The following is a 22,985-nucleotide window of genomic DNA, read 5'->3' on the forward strand; positions in this document are numbered from 1 at the left end:
GAACGAAAGGTGGCTTAAACGAGCACTTGGGGCGGCACTAAAACGCGACACGTCCACCGCCGGCAGATACACATCGCGTGCCGCATCCGGACTTGCAGCCTAGGACCGCGATGCCGGGCAAGCCCGCCTCAGCGCGTGGTCCTGCGTGTCTGCTCCTTCTAGTCATCTGCTGTCTCATCCTGGCCTAGAAAGCGCCCGACGGCCTTCAGCCCGTCAATTTCGTCGCAAGCGATTTTGATGACAGTCAGGATCGGCAAGGCGACGATCATGCCCATCACCGACCAGATCCAGGCAAAAAAGGCGACGCTTAGGAAGACCACTGTGGTGTTCAGCTTCATATGACGCGAGATCAGCGCAGGTGTTACCAGCTGAGCTTCGGCCGATGTAAGGAACATGTAGGTCAGCCAAACGCCGGCAGCGGGCCAGACCCCTTCAAAGGACACAAATGCAAGCGCCGCGGCGATCGTGGAGCCCGCGATCGCACCTACAAAGGGCACGAAATTAAAGAGAAAGGCCAGCACACCAATCATCAGGAAATTCGGCAACCCCCAGAGGGCCATGGCTGCCGCGACACAGACACCAAGTCCGGCATTGATTGCGGTTATGGCTCCCAGATACCGGCCCAGACGGTCTTCTATGTCGTACACGATTTCCACGGCGCGCCGTTTGCCGCCGAACCGCCCGATGCTCTGCAACGTTTTGCGAATGAACATGTCCCCCGACGAAATCAGAAAAAACAGGAGCAGAATGGCAAACGCTATCTGACCGAGCAGGGAAGGCGCCAACCCCGCAACCACCGTTGAAATCCTGGTCTTGGAAACGACCTCGACTTCGACGGTATCGTCATCCTTTGGATTGAGAATTTCGCCAGCGGCATCTGTCGCCTCGTTCACTGCCTGCAGGGCGCCGCCTGCCGCCGAGAGCTTGTCGTCGATTTGCTGAACTATGCCCGGCAGTTCTGAAATGAAGTTCGAAACCGGCTCGCTGAGATTGACCAGTGCAAGCCCAACTATCAAGATCAGAAAGACGGTAAAAACCGCGGCACTCACCGTCGGCGGCATGCCCATCCTGGCCAGCCAGCGCCTTGGGCGGTTCAGCACGAAATACCCCAGAATTGCGGTGGTGACGGGTATCAGGAAATCGCTGGCCCAAACCAGTGTCTGCAGGAGGAGGAGCAGAAATATCCCAAGACCGGCAAATTTAATCCCGCGAAGGGTTTTGACATCGCGGTGCTGCTCGTCTGGCGTTTCAGCGTCGTCTCTCGACATCTAACCGTCTTTCTGGCTGGTCACCGCGACGACCGCGCCCATTGGAAAATGATCGGAACCGACATTCCGCTTGCGTTCGAAAGAGATCAGCTCAATCTCTCCGGTCAGGTAAAGCTGGTCAATCGGGAACCTCAGGATCGGATGGTTCGCATCAAAGCTTGGCAGCATGCCACGGCCGACGCGCGGGTCGCGGAAGCCGCCATGGTGCTTGAACCGCTGCGCCGTCCAGGACCAGGCCACATCATTGAAGTCGCCCATGGCGATCACCGGCAGATCCGAGTGTTTGGTCAGGGTGGCAGCTCTTTTTATCTGCGCATCCCTCTCATCGGTATCCTCGCCGGGTATGGGCGGGCGGGGATGGAGGCCGATAAAATGAAACCCGGCACCGCCAGGCGCGCGCAACTCGGCCAGCAAGGTAGGGGTGTTGTCGTTTGCGAGATAAACCGTTTCGGCGGACTGCACTTCCAGACCAGATGCGAAGATTAGCCCATAATGGTTGTCTTGGGGATGGCTCAGCACAGTTGGATACCGTTTCAAGGTATTTTCCAGCGCCTCGACCCATCGATTATCAGTTTCCATCAGGAATAGAACATCCGGGTTCTCTTCCTCTATCAGATCGATCAGGCGGTCATATTCTTCATTCTCCATCAGCACGTTCGCAGCCAGGAACGAGACCGTCGGGTTATCAGAGCCATTTCCCAACTCTATCTCGACCGGCACAAACGGGGTGAAGGGCAAGATCATCTTTGCCTGATAGGCAGCACAAGCGATGAGGATCACAATAGGGGGAACAGAGTGCGAGCGCTGGACCAAAACCGAGATCAGAGCCAGCAGACACGCGAAGGCGAAGATGTGCAGGCGGGGAAAGTCCCACATCCGGATCCACCATTGATGCGTGTTCATCAGCGGCAGGATGGTGACCGCCAGAACGCCTATTGCAGACAGCCAGATCAGAAATCTTATAATCCCCAGCAACATTCTGCCTGCCTATTCGTCTAAGTTACGGCGGCGCTGCATACCTCAGCTCACGCCTCGGCAAAGAAAATCTTCAGGCGTTTGCCCGGCAAAACAGGTCGAACACACCGCCAAGTACGGTTTCGCGCCGATTGCCGCAGCAAGCTCCGGGTTCGGCGCCCCCGCAATATCGCTCGTTTGCGGGCGCCCAGGTGAAACCAGTATAGAGTAAGTAGCACGCTGCAACCAATGCAGTTGCTTCGCTGGCACTAGTGTACTGCCGGTGATGGCCTCCTACCCAAGTCCAAAAGCCCGTTCCAGCAAATGAAATTTGCTGTCCTCCAACGTTGAAAGTTGGCCGCCAAGAGCCGGACTCCGGTGGATCACACCAATCGCTCTGAAAAGCAGATCGAAACTGAGAGCCCGTTTTCTCCATTCGTTTCAATGGCGCCGCCATATTGCTGAGCGATTGTCCGAATAAGCCGCCAGCCCAGTGAGTTCGACCTTTCGGGCCGCTCGGCACCATCGCTCAAGCCTTTGCCGTCGTCCGCAATTGTCAGGCAGGAATTTTCGTCTCCGCACTTCAGCTCAATTTGTATCTTGCCTTGGCTGCGGCCTGTGAAGGCGTGTTTGTAGGCGTTGGTTACAAGCTCGCCGACCACCAGCCCGAGATCCACGGCGGTCTTGCCTGAGACGCAAAGCTCATCGCCTCCAACCTCAACGCCCACGCTCAAACCCGCTCCGTTGAACGCACTTTCGGCATTTCGAGCAATATCGCGCAGAAACGGCAGCAGCGGCACCATGTCCCCGCTGTTGGAATGCTGCATCAGCTCGTGCGCCTTGATGACGGCGCGGACGCGGGTATCCAGCTCGCTGAGCAGCTGCTTGGCCTCCGGGGACTGTGTTGAGGAACCGCTCATGCGGATCAGGGCGCTGATCAGGGTGAGGTTGTTGCCGGTCCGGTGATGGATCTCCTGCATGAGCAGATCCCTGGCCTCTATCGCCTCAAGCAATTCGCGGTTTTGCTCCGCCAGCAGTGCCGACGGATCGGCCCCCTCCATGCCAGAAAGGGCCTCGGTGACCCGCCCGGCCGCTTCGCTGAATGCGGCCGCCGGCAGATCGCTGCGAAAGCTGACGTCGACCTTAGTGCCCTCGGCACTGGATTGGACATCGAAACTGTCGGCAATCCGGCGGACGCCCCGTAAGCCCAGTCCAAGCCCATTGGTTGCTATGTCGTTGCCGCCCAGGACTTCGTCCAGTTGCTCAATGCCCGGACCCTGGTCGAGTACCACCGCGCGCAACGCAAGACGGTTTCCATCCGCCTTGAGCGCGAGGCGTGCGCGGCCATGGCCCGCGTATTCCAGCGCGTTGCGCGCAAGTTCTATGAGGGCGGTCACCACGCGTGTTCTGGTGAATGTCCCGAACCCCAGCACATCCGCCACAGCCGCAGCGGCCTGCCGCAGCCGGGCGATGTCCGTGTCTTTCTCGATACGAAGGGTGATGAGTGTTTCCGTCATGGTCCTAACCGGTCTTGTTCACGCGCAGCACGACTATTCCAGCGTCGTCCCGCCCGCGGAAGTTCCAGTGCATCAGCGCCGCGGCAATCGTCAGCGGTGCGCGGCTGAAAAGCCCGGCGGGAAGATCGCCGGTGCGGATCGTGGCGATCCCGTCAGTATGCATGATGATCAGATCGCCGGGCATCAGCGTGGTCTCTTCACCGAATGCGTGCAAGGGCGGACCGCCAAGACGGCCGTCGCGCACCGGGAAACGCTTGGAAACACCGCCGCTGACCTTGAAGGTGGCGATGTTTCCGACGCCGCCAAACTCCAGAATGTCGAGCCCTGGGCGTATGCGCAGGGCGGATGCGACAGCGCCCCGGCGCCCGCTGAGGACCCGCGATGCGCGGCTCAGCACCTGTTCTGGCGATCCGCTGTCCGCGGCACAGGTCGTGATGACTTCTTCGGCTTCCTCTGCCGCGGACGCACCATGGCCCAGGCCGTCGCACAGCAGAACGTCGGTGCCCTGCGGCGTTTCCCGGACAGACCAGGCGTCGCCGCAGCGGGTTTCTGCAGGGTGGCAAACCGTCAAGGCCGCAAGATCCACGCCCTCCCGCGATAGCTCGGCACCCGGCGCCGCAAACTCGCAGACGGTGATGGTGCCCTTGCCGGGCTGCGTCCAGAGGTCGAACCGGTCGGAGAGGCGCTGCATTCCGCCAAGGCCAAGGCCGGCAGTGCCGCTGCCGCTTTCGCCATCGCGCATCATACGGTCCGGGTCAGCAATTCCGTTACCGTCGTCGGCGGCAATGAGGACCAGCCGCGCCCCGCGCGGCAGCCGCAATGCCTGGATCAGAAAGCGGCCGCCGCGGCCGTGGCGCAGAACGTTGGTCGCAGCCTCGGTCGCTGCAATGGCGGCCTCTTCCTGGCGGGTTTCGGACAGCCCCAGGTCCCGGGCTGCCTGCTTTGCCCGCCGCCGGGCAGGCGCCACCGCGGCAGGGTCATCAATTTCAAGCCACAAATTCATAGCTGTGCCGCCATTCGGATTGTTGTCCCGGCTCCGGGAGCGGTTTCGATTTCAAAGCTGTCGGCCAGCCGCCGGGCGCCGCCCAACCCATGCCCAAGCCCGCCAGCGGTCGTGAATCCATCGCTCATCGCCAGCTTGATGTTCTCAATTCCCGGGCCTTTGTCCTGACAGCAGATGCTAACCCCTGGCGGGTCACCGTGGACGAAAACGGTCATCTCGCCGCCGCCGCCATGCACCACGGCATTGCGCGCAATTTCGCTGACGGCAGTGACAAAGCGCGTCCGCCGGATCGCGCGGGCGCCGAGGTCCTCCATCGCGCGCGCCACCGCCCGGCGCGCGCGCGCCACATCGCGGTCGCTGCGCAAGGCAATCCGCCCTGCAGGCTGGCTTTCCTGCGCGGTCATCCTCCGGCAGCCGCACGCAGCTGCTGCATCGCATGCGTGAGGCTGAGTGCGGTTCGCGTCTCGGGCAGGTGCATGCCGAGTTCCACCAGCGTCATCGCAACGGCAGGCCGCATTCCCACCACAAAAGTTTCGGCATCCAGAAGATTTGCGATGTTGGCGAGCTGCGCAATGACCCGGCCGACAAAGGTGTCGACGATTTCCAGGGTGCTGATGTCGATCACGACACCGCGCGCGCCTTCGGCTGAAACCCGCTCTGACAGAACGTCCTGAAGGTCGAGAATATCGGTGTCGGTGATGTCTTCTTGGATGGCGACAAGCAGGACGTCTTCAACCAGGTGGATCGAGGCGGCATCCATGGGTCAGGCGTCCTTGGCCGTGATCTGGTAGCCAAGCCGGTCCAGCGCATCGCCGATGGCCCTGCGGATTGTCGAGCGGGTGGTCACATTGCCGACATCCACACCCAGTTGCACCATGGTCTGTGCGATTTTCGGGCTGATCCCGCTGATGATGCATTCCGCACCCATCAACCGCACGGCGGAAGCAGTACGCAGCAAATGCTGCGCAACCTGCGTATCCACCACCTGCACACCGGTGATGTCGACGATCACCACCTCTGCGCGCTCGCGCATAATGGCCTCGAGCAGGTTTTCCATCACGTCTTGGGCGCGGGCGGAGTCGAGCGTTCCGATCAACGGCAGCGTCAGCACCCTGTCCCACAATTCGACCACAGGTGTCGAAAGCTCCAGCATTTCCTCGCGCTGGCGCTCGATCACCTGCTCGCGTTCGGCAATGAAGATTTCATTGGTGTACAGGGCAAAAGCATCAATGACGCGGGAGATCAGCCAGACTTCCTCGATCAGCGTGGAAGGGTCGTGCGCTTTGCGCTGCCGCATCCGCTCAAACAGGGCAGGTTTAAGAGCAAAAACAAACGATGCCATCTCGGTCGGGGTGACGCCGCGGCGTACGCGCTCTTTGGTGAGATCTGCCAGCACGTTGCGGAGCTCGGACCACGCGGCCCCGTCCAGGTCGAAATCCTCACCAATCACCCCGTTGCGGACACCCTTGGCGAATGACTGCAGCAGAGCAACTGTGTGCTCGCGGCCTTCACTGTCCGAAAACAGATCCGTGCGTTTCAGGCCTTCTTCGCCCTGTGTGCCCAGCCAGGCCTCGTGAACGGCCTGGAATTCCTCTTCAAGAATAGCGAGAACGGTAGCTGTTGCGGTATTGCTCATCGAAGTAATGGCTTTCGTGTGTTTGCAAATGAAGGACCGTCCGGCGAAGCGGACTATCACCGAACCGATAGCATACGAGGTTCAGGCGCAGTAGAGGATAGTTTGGTGTACGGCACGGCTTACGCGACGCTTATACAAGATCCAACTTTTTCTCGATTAAACTGGCAGTCAGCGCCGCGGCGCCCGCCACATGGTGTGGAACTCAAACGTGGAGCAGGCGCAAACTGGTCCGAGTATCGCGACTGATCTACGATCAGGCCGCACTTTTAACATTCGCCGCTGATGGCAGATATGCAGCGATCATCCTGCCGCGGCCATTTGCATAATCCCTCGCCAACTGCCGCCAGTCGATTTTAGCAGCCGCGGACCAGTCCAACGCCTCTGTTGGCCATGCGCAGTGCAATTCAACCGCATCATTCGAATAAGTGACCACACGTTGACCCTCTTTAAATCCATGCAGAGCCTGATCCCAGCGATCTCCATCAAGCGTCAGACCCAAGGTTCGGCGCTTTGGGTCATATTCAGCCGTGAACAGGGTTCCGAACCCCTCTCCATACCGGTCCTGTATCAAGGGGGGCGCTAGAAATTCGCGGTTCAATTCGCCGGGATTTAAGCGCAGCCGGTCCAGATGCGCCAAACGCTCGAAGCTGCGCGTGAACGCGGACCGCTCAGCAACTTCCGGGCCGCTTTGGTGATTGGTCGCAATTGCGCGGGGCATAAGCTTTATGCCGCCGCCGGGCGACAGCTCTATGCTGGCGGTGTGCCCCGATGCATCGGCAAGCACCAGATTGTAAGCCATATGCGAGGGCACCCGTTTAAGTGCTGCGATCGCCTGGTCAACCGTATCGCAGGTTTCAACCAAGTATCGCAAAATAGTTGTGATTCCGAATCCCTTGCGGGTTTCCGATCGGCCACCATACGCGAGTGCGACACTCAGACCTGCATCGTTGATGCCGTCCGACAGCCCCCATAGGAACTCGACCATGCCCATGACGGGCTGCCCGGTCCATTCAGTGCGCAGCAGCAGGCCTTCGTTCAGGTCCGGTGATAGGTCATAGTTCCGCACAAGCCGCACTTCATCGCCGTCGGCGGCCGCCGCAAGTGAGCACCCCCCTAGGTAGCGGGGCGGACACCATGTCGACAGGAAGCGGGCAGCACGGTCTGATCCGCCAGCCAGCGTGACCAGATTGTCATAAGTCGCAACTAATTCGGGCATATACCGCTTCATTGCGCTGCGGCATTGGGTCCGGTTTGGGCCTGTATGTCCGCCTCGCGCGGCGAACCACGCCTCATAAGCGGGCCAGGACCGCTGCCAGCGTGCCATCCATTTCGGACCGGGGACCGCCTCGCTAACCGCGTCGAATGTCAAAGTCATTCTAGTCATCTCAACTCGCCTCATCTGAGTTGTTGAAGAAAAACCGCACCATCTCGGCGCTGGCATCAGGTCCCTTTGGATCGGCGTAGGTCCCTTTTGCCGAACCGCCCGACCACGCATGGCCTTGACCCTCAATCCGCCAGAGTTCGACTTGGGGCGTCCCGGCTGGATCGCTGGAGATCAGCCGTGTGTAACGACGGCCATTTGCCTGCCCATGTTCGCTTGTCTCAATGCTCTGTTCCGGTCCAGCCGCCAGTGCGCGCCGCCTGATGGCGTCGCCGTTGTCGGGATTGACTGTCGCATCGGCGGTGCCGTGGAAGATGATCGTACGGACGCGCGGACCGTGCTTAGAACGGACCGGGGCATCCAGGATACTCCCGCGCATCGCCGCGAAGGCGGAAGGGACATCCCTGGCGGCACCTGCAGGCAACCCCGAATGAGCACCGACAGCGGCGAACACATCCGGATAGGTCTCTCCCAGAATTGCCGCCATTGCAGCGCCTGCCGATAGCCCGGCAACGAATGTCCGGTCCCGGTCGACACCATGCTCTGCACAGACCTGGCTTATCAATCCGGCGAGAATAGCGGGTTCGCCGCAACCGCGCCGCTGATCGCCCTTGCTGAACCAATTCCAGCAGGACTGCGCGTTGTCGCCGCGTGACTGGGCGGGATAGACCACCACGAAGCGGTGTTTTTCGGCCAGCGCGTTCATGCCGGTGCCGGACGCGAAGTCTTCGGGGGATTGTGTACAGCCATGCAGCATCAGGACGATGCCGGTTACGCCTGACTGCGCCGAGGCCGGGGCATAGGTGCGGTACCTCCGGGTGCCCGCCGCACAGGTATAGGTGTCTTGATCGAATACAGCACCCTCAGGGTGTGCCGGCGGAATGGGGGCGGTCCGTGTGCCGGTTTGCGGCAGGTGACCCATCAGCCCTCCCATCGCCGGCAGATTACCCGGCCCAGGCGCATCCGCTCCGGGCAAAAGCCCGTGCTGTGCGAGCGTGCGCCGGACCAATTCGTTGGCAGCCGACAGGCGCGGGTCATCACCCGCAGGGCGCAGCGCCCCTGCGTTAAAGAGTTTCATGCTGTTTCCTTTTAAGGGTTGGGCGGCTTACCTGATACGATCGGCAAGTGCCTTCTTAACTTCGGTGCTGGCTTGCAAAGCGCCCAGCACGGTGATGGTTCCGATGGTTTGACGTGCCAATTCGGGCGTGACATCTGCGTCGATCCGGGCAAGCCCAACGACTTTGACGTGCAGCATCTCGCCGGCGTCCCGCAGCGCCTCCAGATCGGCCACCGAGTAGTCGCGCAGCCCCAGCTCCATCGTATGCCGTTCGAGCGATTCACTGACGACACCTGTGTGGCTTTCTAACTGATTGCGGATCGCCGTTCGGATCAGGTCACTCCGGTTTGAATAGAACCCCTCCTGTACCAGCAGATCGATGCGTCCAAGGTCGACAAAGCCGAGGTTGATTGTGATCTTCTCGTTCTCAGGCTGCTTATCTCGTAGTTGTCTAATGTTGCCCATCGTAATCCTCCATCCGTATGGATGGTATATGGAGTACATTTCGCAACATTCAAGCCGGTAAAATGCGCCAGCACAACTTTCTGACCTCGGTGAAGGGGAGGCTGACAGTGCCTGGGGGTCGGCTGCGCCAACACTGCAGCGGTCAATTGGAACCTTTCAGTGTGTGGCGCGTTGATGGCGTAGACGGAGGCACGGTCGGTCTGGCGCTTCGTCGCAAACCCAAAAAAGGTCTCTCGATATGTGCGCTATGTCAGTCGTGCTTCGGCCGCTTGCGGATATTAAACCGCATGAGCTTGTGAACGCGGATCACTCCGCCCGCATAACGAGGGCCATTCGGACGGACCAAGCAGTCAGGCGACCCTTGATTGTCGCGCGACGCTGCCGGACGTTATTGGATGGCCATCACCGCTATAACGCACTGCATACTCTCGGCGCCGATTTCGCACCATGTGTCGAGGTCGATTACGACAATCCGGCTGAAGTTGAAGTCATGGCCTGGCGGGAAAATGAAGTGGTCACGCCAGAAATGGTGCGCGATGCGGCGGCCCGCGGCGAAATGATGCCGCCGAAGACTTCTAGACACCGGCTCAGGTTTTCAGTGCCCGCCATCCGTGTTTCGCTCAATGACCTCTTCTGCGGTGCTTCCGCTGGACCGGGCTGCGCCGGGCACCGCTCCGAAATGGTGAAACCATGAATATCAAATCAAAATCTGACACCACGCACGCTTCGGGCCCTCGGATCGCGGACAACCTTCTGGATCTTATCGGCCAGACCCCGATGGTGCGGCTGCCTCGGTATCTGGACAAGCCTGAGGTCAACTTGCTTGCCAAAGTCGAAGCGTTGAACCCGGGCGGCAGCGCGAAAGACCGGCCTGCCCGTCACATGATCGAGCGCGCGCTTGCAGATGGCCGCCTCTCACCGGGAGATACGGTTGTTGAGTCGTCTTCCGGGAATATGGGCATCGGCCTGGCGCAAACCTGCGCCGTCCACCGCCTGAACTTTATCTGCGTCGTAGACCCCAACGCGCAGGCGCAGAACGTCGCAATCATCCGCGCCTTGGGCGGACGGATTGAGATGGTCGAGCAAGCCGTGAACGGCGATTTTCTTGCCGCCCGTCTGGAGCGGGTGAAAGCGCTGCTCGAAGAAGCCGGAGATCGGTTCTGGCCAAACCAATACGCCAATCTCGACAACCCTGCTTCACACGAAGCCGGGACCGTGGCGGAAATTGACGCCGCGTTGCCCGGGCAGGTCGATTACCTCTTCGTCGCCTGCTCCAGCACAGGTACTGCGCGCGGCTGCCGGGACTTTCTGCGCGCCAAGGGGCGCAAGACCAGGGTTGTCGCCGTTGATGCGGAAGGCAGCACGTTGTTTGACGGCACCGCAGGACCGCGAAAGATCTCTGGCATGGGGGCCGGCCGTCTGCCCGAGCTTGCACAGGGGCAAAGTTTCGATGACCTGGTTCGAGTGTCCGATCTCACGTGCGTTGCGGGCTGCCGTCGCGCCGTCGCACGCGAGGGTTTCCTGGTCGGCGGATCGGGGGGCGGGGTGCTCGAAGCGGTGCGCAGCATGCAGGACGAACTATCCGGCAAGACCGCTGTGGCAATCATTCATGATTCAGGTTCGCGATACTTGGGTACTGTCTTCGATGACGAATGGGTCGCGCGGGAGCTGGGCGCTTCCGGGAAAGAGGTACGCGCCTTGGCTGGCCTGCAATGACCCTCAGCATAAGTCAGGCGCCTCGACAGATTGCCATCGTCGGATGCGGCCCCAAAGGGCTCTATTCGCTGGACTCGTTGTGCGAAACAGCCCGCAAAACGCCATCGCACAGTTACGATGTCCACATGTTCGAAGAGTCGCCCCACCCCGGCGCGGGACCGATTTACGATCCGGGGCAGCCGGATGTTCTGCTGATGAATTTCCCGGCCAGTAAGATCGACGCCTGGACCGGCGGCCGGGGGCCGGACTTGCTGCAATGGTTGATGGGGAAAGGCAGCAAGGTGGCCGCGGACGAATACGTACCGCGCGCGGTGGTCGGCCGTTACCTCACATGGTGCTTTAATCAGGTCGTCGCGGGCGCACCCCCGAATATCCATATTGCGATGCACGAGAGCAGGGTCTGTGAAGTGCGGCAATTGCAAGCGGGCTGGATGCTCTCACCCGGCCGGATCGTGGTCGACGAGCTGTTGATTTGCACCGGCCATCAGGACTGGTGCCGGACGCGCCGGACCGATTGCAGCCGGAGCATTCCCTCTCCGTTTCCCGTAGATCAGGCTTTGACCAAGGCGCGCGTTCCGCCGGGCGCCTCCGTGGCCTGCAAGGGGTTCGCCCTGACGTTCCTCGACGCGATGCTGGCGCTCACCGAAGGGCGCGGCGGTTCATTCACCCGCTCGGAGCAAGGTTATACCTATTTCCCTTCCGGCGGTGAGCCGCGTCTGATCGCACCCTTCAGCCGCACCGGTCGCCCGATGCGGGCAAAGGTCGATACGGATCGCTTCGTGCCACCCCAGGGTAGCGTGTTTTGGGAGGCACGGCTTGACGAGTTCGATGCGCTTCTTACAGACAAGCATGGCACGACCTTCTTTGGCGATATCTGGCCCTTGATGCTGCAGATGGCTGAGAGGACGCTAGATAACGTGCCTGGCACTGCGGCGGCCGTCTTCGCCGATTGGCAGGGATCTGTTTTCGACCGGGAACGCTGCCGCTACGAGTTGCGCGCGGGCTGCGAGATTGCGTTCGGTACCCGTCCGCCCGACATTTTATGGGCCTTGGGTGAGACTTGGCGGCGATGCTATCCCCGACTCGTCCGCTGGATAAGCCACCAAGAGCTACCGGAGACGGACGCAGCCCGGTTCCGTGCCGTCGCGGCTGAGATGGAACGGCTGGCCTTCGGACCACCCGCCCAGAATACCGGCAAACTGATCTGTCTCGAACGAATCGGGCTGGTAAGCCTAGATCACCTTAAAGGCGATCTATCCGCGGATGTCACGGTCGACACGACGATACCGCCCGCTGGAAGTGCAGCCTTGTCGCAGCCTCTGAACGGCCTGCTGCGCGACGGACATTTGAGCGTAGGGGCGTTGGGGGGCATTGCCGTGAATGACCGGGCGCAGGCGCTGGTGAACGATGCCGCAACACCGGGGTTGTCGATCATCGGGCGCGCGACTGAAGGCAGCGTATTGGGCAACGACACCCTGTCGCGGACGCTGCACGATTTGCCAGAGCGCTGGGCAGCGAACGTCGTGCGTGCAGACCGTGCAAGCCCGGAGACAAGCCTGGAGCAGACAGCATGAGCCGACCGCAGTCCCTCTTTGAACATTGCCGGGGTGTTGTCCCCCTCCGCCCGCGGCTGGAGGACTGGATGGTCGACCTGATTGCCGATCCGCCGCGCTTGCACGCGCTGACCGAAGACCTTGGCGCACCGTTGAATATCCAGTCCGATGAACCCTTCCGCCGGAATATCGCAGCACTGACCCAATGCGTCGCGGACTTCGATCTGCCTTTCCTGCCGATGTTCGCGCGCAAGGCCAACAAGTGCCTGACCTATGTCGAAGCGGCCCGGGATTTGGGCATTGGCATCGACACAGCAAGCCATGCCGAAGTCGAACAATGTCTGGCCCAGGGAGTTCCCGGTCACAGGATTGTTTGCACGGCGGCGGTCAAGGACCGGGCGCTGCTGGCGCTTTGCGTGGCTGGCGGCGTGACCATCGTGCTCGACAACGCCGACGAGTTAGCGTTGCTGGAAGACGTTTCACAGGGCGGTGAACGGCCGGTTTCGGTCGGGTTGCGGCTGAACGGCTTTTCCTGCGGTGGCAGGGCGCTCTACTCGCGGTTTGGCTTCCCCCTGAGCGAGGTACCGCAGATTGCGGTGCGGCTGGAACGGTCCGCCGCGTTCAGGCTGGATGGGCTGCATTTTCACCTCAATGGCTACAGTGCGGAGGAGCGCATCGCGGCAATATCCCAGACACTGTCCCTGATGGCGGATATTCGGGGCAGCGGCAGTGAGGATTTCTTCCTCGACATCGGGGGCGGCATCCCGATGAATTACCTCGCAGAGGTCGGCCAGTGGGACGTTTGGCTGGCTGAGCTGGACAAGGCGCTGGCCGGAGAACGTGACCCGATCACGCAACATAATGACAACATTGGGCGAAAGCCGGGGCCGGACGGCGCGCCCGGCACAGTGGACAGCTATCCTGTGGCCCAGCTTCTGGTGCAGACCGACTGGATGCGACAGATCCTGCAAGCCTCCGATGGAGACCGCACAATCGCCCGGCGGCTGCGAGATGCGAATGTAACCTTGCGGTGCGAGCCGGGCCGGTCGCTGCTGGACGGGTGCGGCATGACGGTGGCGCGCGTGGCGTTCCGAAAGACCGACAGTGCGGGCGTGCCGGTCATTGGGGTGCAGATGAACCGCACCCAATCGCGATCGGGCTTTTCCGAGTTTGCACTCGACCCGTTGATGGTTCCCGGAAAGGGGCCGCGCGGCGATGCAGTCGCGGGCTACCTTGCCGGAACCTACTGCACGGAAAGCGAATGGCTGACCCGGCGCAAGATGGTATTCCCCCATGGCGTTGCGGTCGGTGACCTGATGGCTTTCCCCAATACCGCAGGCTACCTCATGCATTTTCTGGAAAGCCGTTCACACCAGTTTCCACTGGCCCGGAACGTCTTCTTGCAATCGGATCCCGAAGCGCCGGCCAGGCTCGACGGGATAGACAATGGCGGACACGATCACCCTGCAGGCGGGTAGGTGTGTCCATTACAGGAAGGGAGATAAGGCATGAAGAAACTGAACTTGGATAACGGCGGCGCACCGCGTCAGCAGGCGGACGCGCACGAGGAAACCATCACGACAGCACAGGGCACTCCCATCTCCGACGATCAAAACTCCCTTACGGCAGGACCGCGCGGACCGGTGCTGCTGGAAGATCAAATCATGCGCGAAAAAATCTTCCACTTCGACCATGAACGGATACCCGAACGCGTCGTGCATGCGCGCGGATATGGCGTACATGGCCACTTCGAACTGACCAGGGCGATCCCGGAGTTCTCCTGTGCCGACATTTTCCAAAGGGAAGGGGAGAAGACACCTGTTTTCACCCGCTTTTCCACCGTTGCCGGCAGCAAGGGGTCGCCGGACCTCGCCCGCGATGTGCGTGGTTTTGCGGTTAAGTTCTATACCAATGAGGGCAACTGGGACTTGGTTGGCAACAACATGCCGGTCTTCTTCATCCAAGACGCGATGAAATTTCCCGACTTGGTCCATTCGGTTAAGCCTGCGCCCGATCGCGCCTTCCCCCAGGCTCAAAGCGCGCATGACAATTTTTGGGACTTCATCTCGCTATCGCCTGAGGCTGTCCACATGACCCTTTGGACGATGTCGGACCGCGCCATTCCCCGCTCCCTGCGGTTCATGGAAGGGTTCGGTGTACACACCTTCCGGCTGGTCAATGGCGAGGGTAAATCCCATTTCGTGAAATTTCACTGGAAACCGAAACAAGGCCTGCAGTCTGTTGTCTGGAACGAGGCGTTGAAGATCAACGGCGCCGACCCGGATTTTCACCGCCGCGATATGTGGAATGCTATTGACGCTGGGGATTTTCCGCAATGGGACCTGGGCATCCAGGTCTTCGATGACGATTTCGCGGATGAGTTCGATTTCGATATTCTCGACGCCACCAAGCTTATACCCGAGGAGCAGGTGCCGGTACAGATTATCGGCACCATGACGCTGGATAATAACGTCGATAATTTCTTCGCTGAAACCGAGCAGGTTGCCTTCTGCACTCAGAATATCGTCCGCGGCATCGACTTCACCAACGATCCGCTTCTACAGGGGCGCAACTTTTCCTACCTCGATACGCAAACCAAGCGTCTTGGCGGGCCGAATTTCACCCACATACCGATTAACGCTCCGAAATGTCCCGTTCACCATTTCCAGCAGGACGGCCATATGGCGATGCGAAATCCCAAAGGCCGGGCGAATTATGAGCCGAACAGTTGGGGTGAGGAAGGCGGGCCTCGCGAAAACCCCGAAATCGGGTTCGCCAGTTATCCTGAGCGGGTGCAGGGCGGCAAGCAACGCACGCGCTCCGAGACATTCGCCGACCACTACAGCCAGGCCCGGCAGTTCTGGATCAGCCAGACAGCCACTGAACAGGACCACATTGCGGCCGCCTACACGTTCGAGTTGTCCAAGTGCCAGCATGAAAGGATCAGGCTTCGAATGCTGAGCCACCTGATGAACGTGCATGATGATTTGGCCCAAGCCGTAGCCAAAGGGCTGGGCGTCACTGATCTGCCCGACGCGGCAAAGCCGGCGCGCAAACCGATCACCGATTTGCCAGCTTCGGACGCGCTGAGCATTCTCAAGAACGGCCCGGAGAGCTTTGCCGGCCGCAAGCTGGGTCTGTATATCACTGACGGCGCCGACGCCGGTCTGGTCAATGAGCTCGAGGCCGAATTCACCGGCGCGGGCGCGACGGTGGCCATCGTCGCTCCGCAGATCCTCGGTGCAAAACTGTCCGACGGTACGACAAAGCCCGCAGACGAGCAGATTGATGGAGGCCCCTCGGTTCTGTTCGATGCGGTGGCACTGGTATTTTCCGAGGAAGCCGGCAACGAAATGGCAAATGACAAACCGTCACAGGATTTCCTCAGCGATGCCTTTGCACATGCGAAATTCATCGCGTGGTCCGATGCCGCCATGCCGTTGATCGAGGCTGTGGGTATCTCCGACAAGATCGACGATGGCATGCTGAAGATCGACGGCGAAAACGTCAGTGATTTTTTGAGAGCCTGCGAAAAGCTGCGTTTCTGGGATAGAAATATGTCCTGATCGCAAGACCTAAACAAGAGTACGTCAGTACGGCTATCCTCGCTGCAGCCGTTCATGCGTTTGACACCTGCTCCAACGGTCTGCTTTCCCTGCGTATCGGCTTCAGCTCTCTCTCGCGTTTCGCCGTCCAATCATCGTCCTCTCAGTGCTGCGGCACCTCGTCGTGGTATCAACCATTCAAGGGACCATAGAATGATCTTCGAAAACCTTCTGTTGGATGTTCTTTTCAGAGCTGTCCTGCTGTCCGCTCTGGCTGTTTCCTGGATCATTTTCCTTGTCCGGATCATCGGTTTGCGCACGTTTTCGAAGATGAACTCCTTTGATTTCGTCGTCACCGTAGCAACAGGCTCCCTGCTGGCCGGAGCCAGTCAGGCGACGGATTGGCCGGGTTTTTTCCAATCAGCGACTGCGATTGCAACTCTGCTAGGCGTTCAGTTCGTCGTAGCTCTCCTGCGCATCAGGTCCGGCAGGGTGGAATCCATTATCCAGAACGACCCGGTGCTGCTGATGCGGGACGGTGTCATCTTGGAAGCGGCGCTGACTGCAACGAGAGTGGCTGAATCGGATCTAATCGCGAAGCTTCGCGAGGCCAACGTAAAGGATTTATCACAAGTGAGGGCAGTTGTTCTTGAGACAACCGGCGACATCTCCGTACTGCATGGCGACCACCTGCAGGACCGGCTGCTCAGCGGCGTGGAAAAAGGCTGAATCCGCCTCCGTCTGGACACGAGGTCGGATGGTCGGCCCCTTTCGGCTTCGATGTGACCGCCAGCAGTCGACCTGTCGCCGGATAGTGCCGCTCGTTCGCCTTTTTTTGCAGTCGCTGTATCGGCAACGTCACACGTCTCGTTATTCCGATCCGGCCTCCGCGAAAAGGCGGTGTGCTCCGCCGCTTCCCGGGGGGGCCGAATGACCGCAAACGGGAAGTTCGCCGCGCCGCCGAAAATCTCGCGCGGCAGCGGCGAGGGTTTTCTGCGGTAGCAATAGCTACGAGAGCAAATGCGGTTCTGTCCCGCTACCCGGTCACACGATGCCGGTTTCATACTGTACTCACGACGAGCGGCAGCTATTGGGCGTCGCAGCGCGGCGAAAATCGTGACCAGATCTGGCGACAGGGATGTATTTGCAAAGGCTGCTATCTGCGCATGCACTAAATCGCTCCGCGATAGGGGCTCTGCGTGGCAGGCGTTGGGCTGAAGCGGTATTTGTTTCGCGGTTTAGGAGGTCGGGTGTGTGCTGTTGGCCGAGGTGATTTTGCCTCGGTTGATAGAGGGTTTTCCCATGACCAATCAGCACCCTGCACCGGCGACACCCCTTCGGGCGCGCATGATCGCGGATATGTCCGCACGCAATCTCGGACCTGCGTCGCAGACCAGCCACCTGCGGGCCTGCAAGCGGTTTGCCTCCTGGCTCGGGCGATCTCCGGAGACAGCTTCACCGGATGACGTGAAGCATTTCCAGCTGCATCTGATCGAGAGCGGGACCAGTATCTGCACCCGCAACCAGACCATGACCGGGCTGAAGTTCCTGTTCCGGGTCACCCTGCGCCGGCATGACCTTGCGGCCGAAGTGTTCCACCTCAAAAAGCCCGTGAAGGTTCCCCTCGTGCTGAGCCGCAACGAGGTCAAACGCGTTCTGGCCATGGCGCCCGGCCTGAAGGCGCGCGTAATGCTGTCGCTCGCCTATGGGTGCGGCATGCGCGCGGGCGAGGTCGTCCGGCTGAAGGTCGGCGACATCGACGGGGAACAGAAGATCATCCGCATTGTGCAGGCCAAAGGCCGCAAGGATCGCAACGTGATGTTGCCCGGGGACATTCTGGGTTTGTTGCGCGAGTGGTGGACCCAACGCCCCGCGAGCCAGGACACGGGCGTGCCCGGACCCGAGCGGGTTCTCTTCCCCGGCTATCGCGGCAAACACCTCTCGGCCCGCCAGATTTCGCGGCTGTTCAAGGAGGCCGCGCGGGCCGCAGGGATTACCAAGCCGGTGACGCTGCACACGTTGCGCCATTCCTTTGCGACACATCTGCTGGAACGCGGCGTCGACATCCGGGTCATTCAGGCGCTGCTCGGTCATGCCAAACTCACCACGACGGCGCGCTATGCCAGCGTCGCTACGGGCATGATCGCGGCGGTGGAGAGCCCGCTGGACGGCCTGACCGCGGCGAAGCGCAGGAAGGGCAGGAAACGCGCGTCATAGCGCGCCTTGCCCCCATCACATTTGGAGGTCGCGGATGTCTTCCGCATGCATGGTGCTGCTTGGCGGGCGGCCAATGCGGACCATATCAGCCTCGATCAGTTGAAGGTGATGAGCGCCATCGAGCGCTGCCGCACGGCCGTGCTTGGCGGTCATGTTGCACGATGTGAAGACTGCGCGCATGAACATATCGCCTACAATTCGTGCCGGAACAGGCACTGTCCCAAATGCCAGGCGGGTGCGGCCAAGGCATGGCTGGCGGCGCGGGAGGCCGAACTGCTGCCCGTGCGGTATTTCCACCTGGTCTTCACGCTGCCAAAACCGGTCGCCGACATCGCCCGCCATAACAAACGGGAGATCTACAATCTGCTGATGCGATCAAGTGCGGACACGGTGATCCGGATCGCCGCCGACCCCAAGCACCTTGGCGCCCGGGCCGGCATCACATCCGTCCTGCACACTTGGGGCTCGGCGATGACGCACCATCCGCATGTCCACATGATCGTGCCGGGCGGTGGCCTGTCTGCCGATGGCACCGGTTGGATCGCCTGCCGCAGGAATTTCTTCCTCTCTGTCCGGGTGCTGTCCCGCCTCTACCGGCGCCTCTTCCTGGACGGGCTGGCCCGGCTGCACAAAGCCGGGAAGCTGCACTTCTTCGGCGATCATGCCAGGCTTGCGGATCGCGCGGCCTTCGACGCTTTCCTGCGACCGCTGCGCAAGATCGATTGGGTTGTGTATGCCAAGGAGCCCTTCGCCGGCCCCAGAGCCGTGCTGGCATACCTGTCGCGCTACACCCACCGTGTCGCGATCTCGAACAGCCGCCTGATCCGCATGGACGGCCGGAGCGTCACCTTCCGCGTCAAGGATTACCGCGTCAACGGTCCCGGGCGGCATACCACCATGACCCTCAAGACCGGCGAGTTCATCCGCCGGTTCCTGATCCATGTCCTGCCCAAGGGGCAGCATCGCATCCGCCACTACGGCTTCTTCGGGAATGGCAACCGTGCCGCCAATATCGCCAGGATCAAGGAACTGCTCGGGGCCGAAACATCAGATCAGGGTCACGCTCGCGATGACAATATCGATGCATCCGATGCACTTGCCCGCGTCCTCGCGCTGCCATGCCCCTGCTGCGGCGGGCGGTTGGTCATCGTCGAAACCATGGCGCCAGAACGGCGCCCCAGAGCGCCGCCAGGAACAGCGAGGGCTGCTGCATGACACGCGCGCCAAAAACCGGAAGTCCAATCTCAACCGCGCTCAAAACCGGTTGCGACCCCACCGGCATGGCCGGAACCCAGATGCCCGTGGTTCAGAAGGTCACGAAAACCGCAGGATACAACGCATGTTGAGCAAAGCCCGCAAAACCTATGCTGAGGCCGCCTGCAGGAGTGCTGCCGCCTCATCCAGCTCCGCAAAATCCAAGGCAAACAACCGGCTCAAATCCCCATAGACCTGGGATGGTCCGCCCAATCCCAACCCCGCGATTTCCCGCTTGAGCGCTTCTCCGACGCCAAGCAACGCCCCGCGTCACTCAAAAGCCTCGCATGGCGTCTGAGAAACCTGCACCATAGCGGTCTTTGATCGCCTGCCAGGCCCTCGCAGGTGCAGCACGTCGCTCCCCCACGCTATGCGGCCATTGCAAGGTCCCGCATGCGAAGCGCAGCATTGGTTGGAAGGGCTTGCTCCTTTATTGGTTTGCATCATACCTTCTGCAACAATCTACAAGTTTTGAGGGATTTGATTTGGTAATATTGGAGTGGACCAAACCCGGAATATGGATAGAGGGTTTAGACAAAGATGCGGCCTGGCGCATTGGCGGGCAAATAGGGTGCCTGGAAGACGCAGTCTTGGAGGCGAATGTAACGCTCAACATGTTCGATCAAGCTCACGCGTCTAATCAAACTATGGAACGCCATATGGAGGAGTTTGAGGCTCGCAGTAGCATATCCCGCGAAGTAGAATCAGAATTATTTCCTAATGGTATGATGCCAATCGGAATGCCGAATGAGGGTGTTATAGAGGAGTACGACAAAAGAAGGCTTCTTGTGGATACTCAAGTTCGCCACCAGATGTGGGAGCGCGGATTTTTGCCTCAGAGTCTTCTGAGTAAGCCGCCGTTTATCTTTGCGAAAGCGTTCATTCACGCATTGGATTTGTTTGACAAATTTCTTGGTGACATAGCGAAAGACCCAGACGCACCAACTGACATAATAGACATTCACAAGAAATTCGGCGCTTCTCTTCCCGATTTGCGAGGAATTCGCAACTCAATTCAACATGCCGAAGACCGATCCAAGGGTGAGCACTATGGGAAGAAAATCGATTTGAAGAAGGTCGATAAATCCAAAATCAGCATTGAAGGTACCGCTCTCATAGGCATGGGTTTGAATGGGAACAAATTTGGCGCCACGATGTCTGATGGCCACTACGGTGCAGTAGACGTGTCAGTGCAAACTATCAACGTCCTGCGCAACACGCTACTCGAGGTATACTCGGCTTTCGAATGGAAGGGCGGGGAAAGCCTCTATCCTAATTAGGTTAGCCCTGGCGCTATGGCTCTGCAAAGTCTGTTATCTGCGCTTGGGCGGAACTCGGCCTTGCCCAGGCTGCATCTGCGGCGAAAGTCCGGTTTGTCCCGAATACGCTGTCCCGCTCCTACTCAGGAACGGTCCGCTATCGTCCTGCAGCCGTCCGCAACCCGCCTGCCCCAAAATAAAACCGGCCCCCAAGGGGAGCCGGTTTCAAACTCGTCCAGTCCGCGAAGGATCAGAGAGACATATGGGTGCCCAGGGCTTCCATGTCGGCGAGCAGCTTGGCTGCGTCCTCGACCAGGCCGTGGGGCTGGTCTTCCTCTTTCGCGGTCTTGTACATCTCGCGGGCTTCCTCGATCAGCTCGTTCATCTGATCGCGGGTCATCTCAGTCATCGGGATCGCGCGCTCGGCCAGAACCGACAGGCTGTCGCCTGCGATTTCGGCAAAACCGCCGGTCACCAGATACTCCGAGTTGCCTTCGGGGCTTTCGACCTTCAGCACGCCGGGGCGCAGGGTGGTGATGGTCGGCGCGTGCGAAGGCATCGCCGTCATGTCGCCCTCGGCGCCGGGGATCTGAACCGCGCTGGCCTGCAGCGACGCCAGGGCGCGCTCCGGGCTGACGAGGTCGAATTGCATCGTTTGTGCCATTGGGGCCTCCTTTCAGGGTTCCCCCGCACCGCGAAAGCGCGGGGGAAAATCCGTTCTTAGGCGGCTTCCGCAGCCATCTTCTCGGCTTTGGCGATCACTTCGTCGATGCCGCCAACCATGTAGAAGGCGCCTTCGGGCAGGTGGTCGTATTCGCCGGCCACAACAGCCTTGAACGACGAGATGGTGTCTTCCAGCGGAACCTGGACACCGTCGGAGCCGGTGAAGACCTTCGCAACGTCGAACGGCTGGGACAGGAAACGCTGGATCTTACGCGCACGCGCAACGGTCAGCTTGTCCTCTTCCGACAGTTCGTCCATGCCGAGGATGGCGATGATGTCCTGCAGCGACTTGTAGCGCTGGAGGATCTGCTGAACGTCGGACGCAACCGCATAGTGCTCTTCGCCCACGATCTGCGGGTCCATCAGGCGCGACGAGCTATCGAGCGGGTCCACAGCGGGGTAGATGCCGAGTTCGGAGATCGCACGGTTCAGAACGGTGGTCGCATCCAGGTGGGCAAAGGTGGTTGCCGGTGCCGGGTCGGTAAGGTCGTCCGCGGGAACGTAGACGGCCTGGATCGAGGTGATCGAGCCGTTCTTGGTCGAGGTGATACGCTCCTGCATGGCGCCCATGTCGGTGGCCAGGGTCGGCTGGTAGCCCACAGCGGAGGGGATACGGCCGAGCAGAGCGGACACTTCCGAGCCCGCCTGGGTGAAGCGGAAGATGTTGTCGACGAAGAACAGAACGTCGGTGCCGGACTGGTCGCGGAACTGTTCGGCCAGGGTCAGGCCGGTCAGCGCAACACGGGCACGGGCTCCCGGAGGCTCGTTCATCTGACCGTAAACCAGGGCCACCTGGGAGTCTTCCAGGTTGTCCGGCTTGATCACGTTGGATTCGATCATTTCCCAGTACAGGTCGTTGCCTTCACGGGTCCGTTCGCCAACACCCGCGAACACCGAGTAGCCGGAGTGCACTTTGGCGATGTTGTTGATCAGTTCCATGATCAGAACGGTTTTGCCCACGCCGGCGCCGCCGAACAGGCCGATCTTGCCGCCCTTGGAATACGGGGCCAGCAGGTCGATCACCTTGATGCCGGTCACCAGGATCTCGGACTCGGTGGACTGCTCGTTGAACTCGGGTGCGGGCTGGTGGATGGCGCGGGTCTCAGTCGCGCTGACCGGGCCCTTTTCGTCCACGGGTTCACCCACCACGTTCAGGATGCGGCCCAGGGTGGCGTTGCCGACCGGGATCGAGATCGGCGCGCCGGTGTCGGTCACGTCCTGACCGCGGACCAGGCCCTCGGTTGCGTCCATAGCGATGGTGCGGACGGTGTTTTCGCCGAGGTGCTGGGCCACTTCCAGAACCAGGGTCTTGCCGCCGTTTTCGGTGTGCAGTGCGTTCAGAATTGCGGGCAGGTGGTCGTCAAACTGGACGTCCACAACGGCGCCGATGATCTGGGTCACCTTGCCTTTTGCTTGTGCCATTTGTTGGTCTCCGGT

At 60.4% G+C, this 22,985-nt stretch carries 21 protein-coding genes; 9 read left to right on the plus strand and 12 right to left on the minus strand.

What is annotated here, in order from left to right; genetic code table 11:
• Nucleotides 1-158: 158 nt before the first annotated feature.
• The 10 genes from ACTRWG_RS02495 to ACTRWG_RS02540 form a co-directional block, all read right to left on the minus strand.
• Nucleotides 159-1,268 carry an AI-2E family transporter gene (locus ACTRWG_RS02495; RefSeq protein ID WP_259970891.1) on the minus strand — a complete coding sequence of 370 codons (1,110 nt, stop codon included), beginning with the start codon at nucleotides 1,266-1,268 and terminating at the stop codon, nucleotides 159-161.
• Nucleotides 1,269-2,246 (minus strand): endonuclease/exonuclease/phosphatase family protein, encoded by a 978-nt coding sequence (locus ACTRWG_RS02500; protein ID WP_462828892.1) that lies wholly within the window; start codon nucleotides 2,244-2,246, stop codon nucleotides 1,269-1,271.
• 359 nt (nucleotides 2,247-2,605) lie between these two features.
• Nucleotides 2,606-3,739 carry a sensor histidine kinase gene (locus ACTRWG_RS02505; protein ID WP_462828893.1) on the minus strand — a complete coding sequence of 378 codons (1,134 nt, stop codon included), beginning with the start codon at nucleotides 3,737-3,739 and terminating at the stop codon, nucleotides 2,606-2,608.
• A gap of 4 nt (nucleotides 3,740-3,743) precedes the next feature.
• The gene (locus tag ACTRWG_RS02510; RefSeq protein ID WP_462828894.1) at nucleotides 3,744-4,742 is read right to left on the minus strand and encodes an ATP-binding protein; all 999 of its coding nucleotides are present in this window, start codon (nucleotides 4,740-4,742) and stop codon (nucleotides 3,744-3,746) included.
• Nucleotides 4,739-5,146, minus strand: coding sequence for an ATP-binding protein (locus tag ACTRWG_RS02515; RefSeq protein ID WP_462828895.1), 408 nt, complete (start codon nucleotides 5,144-5,146; stop codon nucleotides 4,739-4,741). The genes ACTRWG_RS02510 and ACTRWG_RS02515 overlap by 4 nt, the downstream gene beginning before the upstream one ends.
• Nucleotides 5,143-5,502 carry an STAS domain-containing protein gene (locus tag ACTRWG_RS02520; RefSeq protein WP_462828896.1) on the minus strand — a complete coding sequence of 120 codons (360 nt, stop codon included), beginning with the start codon at nucleotides 5,500-5,502 and terminating at the stop codon, nucleotides 5,143-5,145. Before ACTRWG_RS02520 ends, ACTRWG_RS02515 begins: the two co-directional genes overlap by 4 nt.
• Nucleotides 5,503-5,505: 3 nt before the next feature.
• Entirely contained in the window at nucleotides 5,506-6,378 is an 873-nt protein-coding gene (locus ACTRWG_RS02525) for an STAS domain-containing protein (RefSeq protein ID WP_259957303.1), read from the minus strand.
• A gap of 253 nt (nucleotides 6,379-6,631) precedes the next feature.
• The gene (locus tag ACTRWG_RS02530) at nucleotides 6,632-7,819 is read right to left on the minus strand and encodes a C45 family autoproteolytic acyltransferase/hydolase (protein WP_462828897.1); all 1,188 of its coding nucleotides are present in this window, start codon (nucleotides 7,817-7,819) and stop codon (nucleotides 6,632-6,634) included.
• Complete coding sequence (locus ACTRWG_RS02535; protein WP_462828898.1) at nucleotides 7,764-8,837, minus strand: extracellular catalytic domain type 1 short-chain-length polyhydroxyalkanoate depolymerase; 1,074 nt, start codon at nucleotides 8,835-8,837, stop codon at nucleotides 7,764-7,766. Before ACTRWG_RS02535 ends, ACTRWG_RS02530 begins: the two co-directional genes overlap by 56 nt.
• Nucleotides 8,838-8,864: 27 nt before the next feature.
• Complete coding sequence (locus ACTRWG_RS02540; protein ID WP_462828899.1) at nucleotides 8,865-9,281, minus strand: CopG family transcriptional regulator; 417 nt, start codon at nucleotides 9,279-9,281, stop codon at nucleotides 8,865-8,867.
• Between the two features lie 361 nt (nucleotides 9,282-9,642).
• On the opposite strand from ACTRWG_RS02540, the gene ACTRWG_RS02545 reads away from it, so the two are divergent.
• The 9 genes from ACTRWG_RS02545 to ACTRWG_RS02585 all read left to right on the plus strand — a co-directional run bounded on the left by ACTRWG_RS02545 (nucleotide 9,643) and on the right by ACTRWG_RS02585 (nucleotide 20,846).
• The gene (locus tag ACTRWG_RS02545; protein ID WP_462828900.1) at nucleotides 9,643-9,975 is read left to right on the plus strand and encodes a ParB N-terminal domain-containing protein; all 333 of its coding nucleotides are present in this window, start codon (nucleotides 9,643-9,645) and stop codon (nucleotides 9,973-9,975) included.
• On the plus strand, nucleotides 9,972-10,997 hold the full coding sequence (gene sbnA / locus ACTRWG_RS02550; RefSeq protein ID WP_462828902.1) for a 2,3-diaminopropionate biosynthesis protein SbnA: 1,026 nt from the start codon (nucleotides 9,972-9,974) through the stop codon (nucleotides 10,995-10,997). Before ACTRWG_RS02545 ends, sbnA begins: the two co-directional genes overlap by 4 nt.
• Nucleotides 10,994-12,571: an FAD/NAD(P)-binding protein gene (locus ACTRWG_RS02555; protein ID WP_462828903.1), complete on the plus strand. Its 1,578-nt coding sequence runs from the start codon at nucleotides 10,994-10,996 to the stop codon at nucleotides 12,569-12,571. The genes sbnA and ACTRWG_RS02555 overlap by 4 nt, the downstream gene beginning before the upstream one ends.
• Nucleotides 12,572-12,639: 68 nt before the next feature.
• On the plus strand, nucleotides 12,640-14,028 hold the full coding sequence (locus ACTRWG_RS02560; protein ID WP_462828904.1) for a Y4yA family PLP-dependent enzyme: 1,389 nt from the start codon (nucleotides 12,640-12,642) through the stop codon (nucleotides 14,026-14,028).
• Between the two features lie 30 nt (nucleotides 14,029-14,058).
• Entirely contained in the window at nucleotides 14,059-16,116 is a 2,058-nt protein-coding gene (locus tag ACTRWG_RS02565; protein WP_462828905.1) for a catalase, read from the plus strand.
• 192 nt (nucleotides 16,117-16,308) lie between these two features.
• Nucleotides 16,309-16,824 (plus strand): DUF421 domain-containing protein, encoded by a 516-nt coding sequence (locus tag ACTRWG_RS02570; protein ID WP_462828906.1) that lies wholly within the window; start codon nucleotides 16,309-16,311, stop codon nucleotides 16,822-16,824.
• 573 nt (nucleotides 16,825-17,397) lie between these two features.
• Nucleotides 17,398-18,312: a tyrosine-type recombinase/integrase gene (locus ACTRWG_RS02575; RefSeq protein ID WP_462828907.1), complete on the plus strand. Its 915-nt coding sequence runs from the start codon at nucleotides 17,398-17,400 to the stop codon at nucleotides 18,310-18,312.
• 6 nt (nucleotides 18,313-18,318) lie between these two features.
• Entirely contained in the window at nucleotides 18,319-19,527 is a 1,209-nt protein-coding gene (locus ACTRWG_RS02580) for an IS91 family transposase (protein WP_027234882.1), read from the plus strand.
• 533 nt (nucleotides 19,528-20,060) lie between these two features.
• Nucleotides 20,061-20,846, plus strand: a complete 786-nt coding sequence (locus tag ACTRWG_RS02585; protein WP_462828908.1) for a hypothetical protein — start codon at nucleotides 20,061-20,063, stop codon at nucleotides 20,844-20,846.
• Between the two features lie 229 nt (nucleotides 20,847-21,075).
• Here the strand turns inward: ACTRWG_RS02585 and ACTRWG_RS02590 are convergent, their stop codons facing one another.
• The gene (locus ACTRWG_RS02590) at nucleotides 21,076-21,489 is read right to left on the minus strand and encodes a F0F1 ATP synthase subunit epsilon (protein ID WP_259974679.1); all 414 of its coding nucleotides are present in this window, start codon (nucleotides 21,487-21,489) and stop codon (nucleotides 21,076-21,078) included.
• 56 nt (nucleotides 21,490-21,545) lie between these two features.
• The gene (atpD, locus tag ACTRWG_RS02595) at nucleotides 21,546-22,970 is read right to left on the minus strand and encodes a F0F1 ATP synthase subunit beta (protein ID WP_027234886.1); all 1,425 of its coding nucleotides are present in this window, start codon (nucleotides 22,968-22,970) and stop codon (nucleotides 21,546-21,548) included.
• Between the last annotated feature and the right edge of the window lie 15 nt (nucleotides 22,971-22,985).

The organism is Leisingera sp. G5_S3_59_S7 (genome assembly GCF_054968485.1).

Bases quoted from the DNA above. Each gene is read 5' to 3' on its own strand.
- ACTRWG_RS02495 (WP_259970891.1), bottom strand. From the start codon at position 1,268: ATGTCGAGAGACGACGCTGAAACGCCAGACGAGCAGCACCGCGATGTC.
- ACTRWG_RS02500 (WP_462828892.1), bottom strand. From the start codon at position 2,246: ATGTTGCTGGGGATTATAAGATTTCTGATCTGGCTGTCTGCAATAGGC.
- ACTRWG_RS02505 (WP_462828893.1), bottom strand. From the start codon at position 3,739: ATGACGGAAACACTCATCACCCTTCGTATCGAGAAAGACACGGACATC.
- ACTRWG_RS02510 (WP_462828894.1), bottom strand. From the start codon at position 4,742: ATGAATTTGTGGCTTGAAATTGATGACCCTGCCGCGGTGGCGCCTGCC.
- ACTRWG_RS02515 (WP_462828895.1), bottom strand. From the start codon at position 5,146: ATGACCGCGCAGGAAAGCCAGCCTGCAGGGCGGATTGCCTTGCGCAGC.
- ACTRWG_RS02520 (WP_462828896.1), bottom strand. From the start codon at position 5,502: ATGGATGCCGCCTCGATCCACCTGGTTGAAGACGTCCTGCTTGTCGCC.
- ACTRWG_RS02525 (WP_259957303.1), bottom strand. From the start codon at position 6,378: ATGAGCAATACCGCAACAGCTACCGTTCTCGCTATTCTTGAAGAGGAA.
- ACTRWG_RS02530 (WP_462828897.1), bottom strand. From the start codon at position 7,819: ATGCCAGCGCCGAGATGGTGCGGTTTTTCTTCAACAACTCAGATGAGG.
- ACTRWG_RS02535 (WP_462828898.1), bottom strand. From the start codon at position 8,837: ATGAAACTCTTTAACGCAGGGGCGCTGCGCCCTGCGGGTGATGACCCG.
- ACTRWG_RS02540 (WP_462828899.1), bottom strand. From the start codon at position 9,281: ATGGGCAACATTAGACAACTACGAGATAAGCAGCCTGAGAACGAGAAG.
- sbnA (WP_462828902.1), top strand. From the start codon at position 9,972: ATGAATATCAAATCAAAATCTGACACCACGCACGCTTCGGGCCCTCGG.
- ACTRWG_RS02555 (WP_462828903.1), top strand. From the start codon at position 10,994: ATGACCCTCAGCATAAGTCAGGCGCCTCGACAGATTGCCATCGTCGGA.
- ACTRWG_RS02560 (WP_462828904.1), top strand. From the start codon at position 12,640: ATGGTCGACCTGATTGCCGATCCGCCGCGCTTGCACGCGCTGACCGAA.
- ACTRWG_RS02565 (WP_462828905.1), top strand. From the start codon at position 14,059: ATGAAGAAACTGAACTTGGATAACGGCGGCGCACCGCGTCAGCAGGCG.
- ACTRWG_RS02570 (WP_462828906.1), top strand. From the start codon at position 16,309: ATGATCTTCGAAAACCTTCTGTTGGATGTTCTTTTCAGAGCTGTCCTG.
- ACTRWG_RS02575 (WP_462828907.1), top strand. From the start codon at position 17,398: ATGACCAATCAGCACCCTGCACCGGCGACACCCCTTCGGGCGCGCATG.
- ACTRWG_RS02590 (WP_259974679.1), bottom strand. From the start codon at position 21,489: ATGGCACAAACGATGCAATTCGACCTCGTCAGCCCGGAGCGCGCCCTG.
- atpD (WP_027234886.1), bottom strand. From the start codon at position 22,970: ATGGCACAAGCAAAAGGCAAGGTGACCCAGATCATCGGCGCCGTTGTG.